We start from the raw sequence: 5,504 nt of genomic DNA, 5'->3' as shown, positions 1-5,504 counted from the left end.
GGCGCGGCGCCGCGGTAGGGCGCGTGGGTCATCTTCAGGCCGGCCTCGGTCTTGAGCAGTTCCATCGCCAGGTGGTGCGGGCTGCCGGCGCCGGCCGAGGCGTAGTTGATGCCCTCCGCGCTGGCCTTGACCTGCGCGATGAACTCCTTGGCGTCCTTGGCCTTCACGGTCGGGCTCACCACCAGGATCATGGGGAAGCGGCCCATCAGCGCGACCGGCGCGAGGTCCTTCGTGGGGCTGTAGCTCAGGCTCTTGTAGAGCGCGGGGTTGAAGACCATCGTGCCGTTGTCGGCCGACAGCACCGTGTAGCCGTCGGGCGCGGAGCGCGCCACGTCGGCGGCGGCGATGGCCGTGTTGCCGCCCGGCTTGTTGTCGACCAGCACGGGCTGGTTGATCTGCGTGGACAACTGCTGGCCGATGGTGCGCGCCAGGAAGTCCGAGCCGCCGCCGGCCGGGTAGGGCACCAGCCAGCGCACCGGCTTGGAGGGCCATGCCTGCGCCTGCGCGGCCAGTGGCGCGGCCACCAGGGGGAGGGCGAGCAGGCAGCCTGCGATCAGCTTCTTCATCGTGTCTCCTTGTGGGAAATCAAAGGGTGTTCATGTATTGCGTAATTGTTTTGAGAATTGCGTAATTCATGAATCCGGGCTAACCCGGACACAATCCATGCCCTTTGCCCCTGCTGCGCCGTTCATGCCCCGTTCGCCCACCGCCCCCGAACCCGCTTCCCCGCCCCGCCAGCGCCGCCAGCGCGTGCAGGCCGCCGAGACCGGCATGGCCGTGCTCAAGGGCCTGGCCGGCCTGGGCGGGCGGGCCAGCCTGACGGCGCTGTCCGCCCAGGTGGGCGAGCCGCCGGCCAAGGTGCACCGCTACCTCGTCAGCCTGTGCCAGGAAGGGCTGGTCTCGCAGGACGCCGGATCGCAGCAGTACTTCCTGGGGCCGGAGGCCATCCGCATCGGCATGGCGGCCATGCGCCAGGCCGACCCGATCCGCGTCGCCGAGCCGGCGCTGGCGCGGCTGCGCGAGTCGCTGGAGGTCACCTGCTTCCTGGCGGTGATGGGCAACAAGGGGCCGACCATCGTGCGCTTCGAGGAGCCGGGGCTGCCCGTCACCCTGAACGTGCGCGTGGGCTCGGTGCTGCCGCTGCTGTGGTCGGCCACGGGGCGGGCCTTCCTCGGCTTTCTCGACGAGCGGGCGGTGCAGGCCCTGGCCGAGCGGGAGCTGGCCGCCGCTTCGGCGGAGCAGCGCGCGCTGCTGCCGCAGGAAGACCCCGTCGCCACGCTGCGGCGCGAGGTGCAGGCCGCCGGCTGCGCCGCCGTGCGCGACACCAACCTGCGCGGCATCAGCGCCGTCGCCGCGCCGCTGTTCGACCATGCCGGCCGCGTGTGCGGCGTGCTCACGGCGCTGGGCGCCACCGGCGGCTTCGATGCGTCGGTGGACGGCGCCATCGCCCACGCTGTGCGCCGCGAGGCGCGGGCCATCAGCGCGGTGCTGGGGCACGAGGCGCCATGAGCGCAGGCTCCTCGCGCCGGCGCGCCATCGAATTCACCCTCCTGCTTCCCCTGCTGCTGGCGGCGCAGCCCGTCGCCACCGACAGCTACCTGCCCGCGCTGCCCGCCATCGCGCGCGACCTGGGCTCGGCCACGGCCAGCCTCACCGTCTTCGTGCTGGCCTTCGGCTGCGCGCAGCTGCTGTGCGGCCCCTGGGCCGACCGCTTCGGCCGCCGGCCGGTGCTGCTGGCCGGGCTGGGCTGCTACGCGGTGGCGGCGCTGGGCTGCGCGCTGGCGCCCAGCGTGCCCTGGCTGGCGGCCGGCCGCGCGGTGCAGGGCTTCGCCATGGCGGCCATCCTGGTGTGCGCGCGCGCCGCGGTGCGCGACCTGTATCCGGCGCACGAGGGGCCGCACGTGATGGCGCGCGGCCTGACGGGCCTGGGCGTGGTGGCGCTGTTCGCGCCCGTCCTCGGCGCGTGGCTGGTGCAGGGCGCCGGCTGGCGCTGGGTGCTGGCGGCGATGGCCGCCTACGCCGCCGTGCTGTTCGCGCTGTGCTGGCGCGGCTTCGCCGAGACGCACCGTCCCGTGGCGCCGGGCGAGCCGGCCACGCCGGTGGCGCGGGGCAGCGCGCGTCAGGTGTTCGCCAGCCGCAGCTTCCGCGCCTGGGCCTCGGTGGCGGCAGCCACCTACGGCGGGCTGTTCTGTTTCCTGCTGCTCTCGCCGATGGTCTACATCGACCTGCTCGGCATGTCGCCGGCGATGTACGGGTGGATCCCGGCCGGCGGCTCGCTGGTCTACATCGTCAGCACCACGATGTGCCGGCGGCTGCTGCGCCGCTGGGGCCCGGTGCGCACGGTGCAGCTCGGCGCCTCGCTGAGCCTGGCCGGCGCGCTGGTGCAGGCGCTGGGCTGCGCGTTGGCGCCGGCTTCGGCGATCCCGCTGCTGGCGGGCCACGCGGTCTACGTGCTGGGGCACGGCATCCACCAGCCCTGCGGCCAGGCCGGCGCGGTGGGCGACCTGCCGCAGCTCGCGGGGCGGGCGGTGTCCTGGTCGGGCTTCGGGATGATGCTGGTCGCCTTCTGCGTGGGCCAGTTCGCGGCGGCCTTCGTGCTTCCGGGCATGCCGCACGGCGCCTGGCCGATGGTGCTGCCGATGGTGGCGGCCGGCGCCGCGCTGATGGCGATCGCCTTCGCCTGGCTGCCGCGGCTGCATCCGCGCGGCTAAAGACCTGCCGCCCGCAGCGTCTTGGCGGCAGGCACAGAATGCGCGGATGAACACGCCCACCACCCTGCAGATCGATTTCGTGTCCGACGTCTCGTGCCCCTGGTGCGCCGTGGGGCTGGCCTCGCTGGAGCGCGCGCTGGCGCGCGTGGCGCCGGACATCCGCGCCGAGCTGCATTTCCAGCCCTTCGAGCTGAACCCGGACATGGTGCCCGAGGGCGAGGACTCGATCGAGCACCTGATGCGCAAGTACGGCATCGGCGAGGCGCAGGTGCGCGCCAACGGCGAGGCGCTGCGCCAGCGTGGCGAGTCGGTGGGCTTCCCCTTCGACCTGGACAAGCGCAAGCGCGTGTGGAACACCTTCGACGCGCACCGCCTGCTGCACTGGGCCGAGCACGAGGGGCCGGACCGGCAGCTCGCGCTGAAGAAGGCGCTGTTCAAGGCCTACTTCATCGACGGGCAGAGCCCGGCCGACCACGAGCTGCTGGTGCGCCTGGCCGGCGAGGCGAGGCTGGACGAGGCGCGTGCGCGCGAGATCCTGGCGGGCGACGAATTCGCCGCCGAGGTGCGCGAGCGCGAACGGCTCTACACCGGCGCCGGCATCCATTCGGTGCCCGCCGTCATCGTCAACCGGCAGCACCTGATCTCCGGCGGCCAGCCGGTGGAGGTGTTCGAGCGCGCGCTGCGGCAGATCGCGGGGGCGCAGCCCTCCGCCGTGATGACGGCCTGAGCCGCGATTCAGCCCTGGCGACCCGCAGCGGCCCATGCCAGGGCACCCGCGAAGCGGCTTGGGGGTGCTTCAGTTTTCGCCGGGCGCCTTCACCTCCGACACCACGCGCGCGTGGCGCCGGAAGGTCCAGTAGGCGCTGGCCCAGTCCATCAGCACGATGAGCCGGTTGCGGAAGCCGATCAGGAAGTACACGTGCACGAACAGCCAGAACAGCCACGCGAAATAGCCCGAGAAGCGCAGCGGGCCGAAGGGCGTGGGCAGGTCCACCACCGCCGAGTTGCGGCCGATGGTGGCGAGGTTGCCCCAGTCGCGGTAGCGGAAGGGCCGCGTCGGCCGGCCCGCCATGCGCGCCAGGATGGCCGCCGCCGCTGCGCGGCCCATCTGCTTGGCGCCGGGTGAGACGCCGGGCACCGGCCGCGGCGGCTGGCCCGGCACGTGGCTCATCGCGGCGGCCAGGTCGCCGACCACGCTGATCTCCGGGTGGCCGGGCAGGCTCAGGTCGGGCTCCACCTTCACGCGGCCGGCGCGGTCGCACTCGGCGCCGGTGGCGGCCGCCAGCATGCGGCCCAGCGGCGAGGCCGCCACGCCCGCGGCCCACACGATGCACCTGCTGGCGATGCGCCGGGCGGTGCCGTCCGGGCCCTTGATCTCCAGGCCCTCGCCGTCGATGCGGGTCACCATCGCGTCGACGTGCACCTTCACGCCCAGGTGCTCCAGTTGTTCCCTGGCGCGCTGGCTCAGCTTCTCGGGCATGGCCTGCAGCACGCGCGGGCCGCCTTCGAGCAGCAGCACCTCGGCCTCGGCCGGCACGATGCGGCGGAACTCGCCGGCAAGCGTGTGGCGCGCGATCTCGGCCAGCGTGCCGGCCATCTCCACGCCGGTCGGCCCGCCGCCGATCACCACGAAGGTCAGCAGGGCGCGGCGGCGCACGGGGTCGCTTTCCAGCTCCGCCAGCTCGAAGGCCAGCAGCACGCGGCGGCGGATCTCGAAGGCGTCGGCCAGCGTCTTCAGGCCCGGCGCGTCGGCGGCCCAGGCGTCGTTGCCGAAGTAGCTGTGCGTGGCGCCGGCCGCGACGATCAGGTGGTCGTAGGGCAGCACGTGGCCGTCGGCCAGGCGCACCGTGCGGGCCGCGGCGTCGATGGCGGTGACCTCGCCCAGCAGCGTGGTCACGTTCGGCTGGCCGCGGAACAGCAGCCGCGCCGGCGCCGCGATCGAGGGCGCCGCCAGCCCCGCCGTCGCCACCTGGTAGAGCAGGGGCTGGAAGAGGTGGTGGTTGGTCTTCTCGACCACCGTCACGTCCACCGCCGCATGGCGCAGCGCGCGCGCCGCCTCCAGGCCGCCGAAGCCGCAGCCGATGATGAGCACGCGGGGGCGGGAAGACGAGGTGGCGGAGGCGGTCATGCGGGGATTATGGTCAGGGCAGGGAGCGAACCGCGAGGTGCCTGTGCGCCATCGTCCTACGCGGCGGCGGCGGCGCGGCCACTAAAAAGAACCAGGACCGGAAGAGGACACCAATGCATTCACCCCACGCGGCGCCGCAGCGCGCCGGCGAGCCGGCCTGCGCGCTGCGCGGGCGCTACCGCTCGGTACGCGCCCACACGCTCGAACTGGCCGCCCCCCTGTCGCCCGAAGACCAGTGCATCCAGTCGATGCCCGACGCCAGCCCGGCCAAGTGGCACCTGGCGCATACCACCTGGTTCTTCGAGACGGTGCTGCTGGAGCGGCACGTGCCCGGCTACCGCGTGTTCGACCGGCGCCTGCACTACCTCTTCAACTCCTACTACGAGGCGCTGGGGCCGCGCCATCCGCGCCCGCAGCGCGGGCTGCTGACGCGGCCCTCGCTGCAGGAAGTGCACGCCTACCGGGCCCATGTGGACGCCGCGATGGAATCGCTCCTCGACGGCGCCGACGCGGCGGCGCTGGCGCGCGTCGAGCCCATCGTCACGCTGGGCCTGCACCACGAGCAGCAGCACCAGGAACTGCTGCTCACCGACATCCTGCACGCCTTCTCATGCAACCCGCTGCTGCCCGCGTACCGCGCGCCGGCCGCGCCGGCGCTGCGGCTG

At 73.4% G+C, this 5,504-nt stretch carries 6 protein-coding genes; 4 read left to right on the top strand and 2 right to left on the bottom strand.

What is annotated here, in order from left to right:
- Positions 1–566, bottom strand: a 566-nt coding sequence (locus tag ACIY1X_RS24230; RefSeq protein WP_399685644.1) for a Bug family tripartite tricarboxylate transporter substrate binding protein, incomplete at its 3' end; no start/stop codon positions are given.
- 124 nt (positions 567–690) lie between these two features.
- Between ACIY1X_RS24230 and ACIY1X_RS24225 the strand changes: the two genes are divergently transcribed.
- From ACIY1X_RS24225 to ACIY1X_RS24215, 3 genes are read left to right on the top strand one after another with little or no spacing between them, the layout of a single operon-like run.
- Positions 691–1,509 carry an IclR family transcriptional regulator gene (locus tag ACIY1X_RS24225; protein WP_399685647.1) on the top strand — a complete coding sequence of 273 codons (819 nt, stop codon included), beginning with the start codon at positions 691–693 and terminating at the stop codon, positions 1,507–1,509.
- Complete coding sequence (locus ACIY1X_RS24220) at positions 1,506–2,711, top strand: multidrug effflux MFS transporter (protein ID WP_399685641.1); 1,206 nt, start codon at positions 1,506–1,508, stop codon at positions 2,709–2,711. The genes ACIY1X_RS24225 and ACIY1X_RS24220 overlap by 4 nt, the downstream gene beginning before the upstream one ends.
- Before the next feature lie 46 nt (positions 2,712–2,757).
- The gene (locus ACIY1X_RS24215) at positions 2,758–3,438 is read left to right on the top strand and encodes a DsbA family oxidoreductase (RefSeq protein WP_038203177.1); all 681 of its coding nucleotides are present in this window, start codon (positions 2,758–2,760) and stop codon (positions 3,436–3,438) included.
- 69 nt (positions 3,439–3,507) lie between these two features.
- Here ACIY1X_RS24215 and ACIY1X_RS24210 read toward each other — a convergent pair whose 3' ends face one another.
- The gene (locus ACIY1X_RS24210; protein WP_399685638.1) at positions 3,508–4,839 is read right to left on the bottom strand and encodes an NAD(P)/FAD-dependent oxidoreductase; all 1,332 of its coding nucleotides are present in this window, start codon (positions 4,837–4,839) and stop codon (positions 3,508–3,510) included.
- Between the two features lie 113 nt (positions 4,840–4,952).
- Between ACIY1X_RS24210 and ACIY1X_RS24205 the strand changes: the two genes are divergently transcribed.
- Positions 4,953–5,504, top strand: a 552-nt coding sequence (locus ACIY1X_RS24205) for a DinB family protein (protein WP_399685636.1), incomplete at its 3' end; no start/stop codon positions are given.

The organism is Xenophilus sp. (assembly GCF_044462705.1).
Taxonomy (GTDB): domain Bacteria; phylum Pseudomonadota; class Gammaproteobacteria; order Burkholderiales; family Burkholderiaceae_C; genus Xenophilus; species Xenophilus azovorans.
This window is presented reverse-complemented; position numbering and strand designations above follow the sequence as displayed.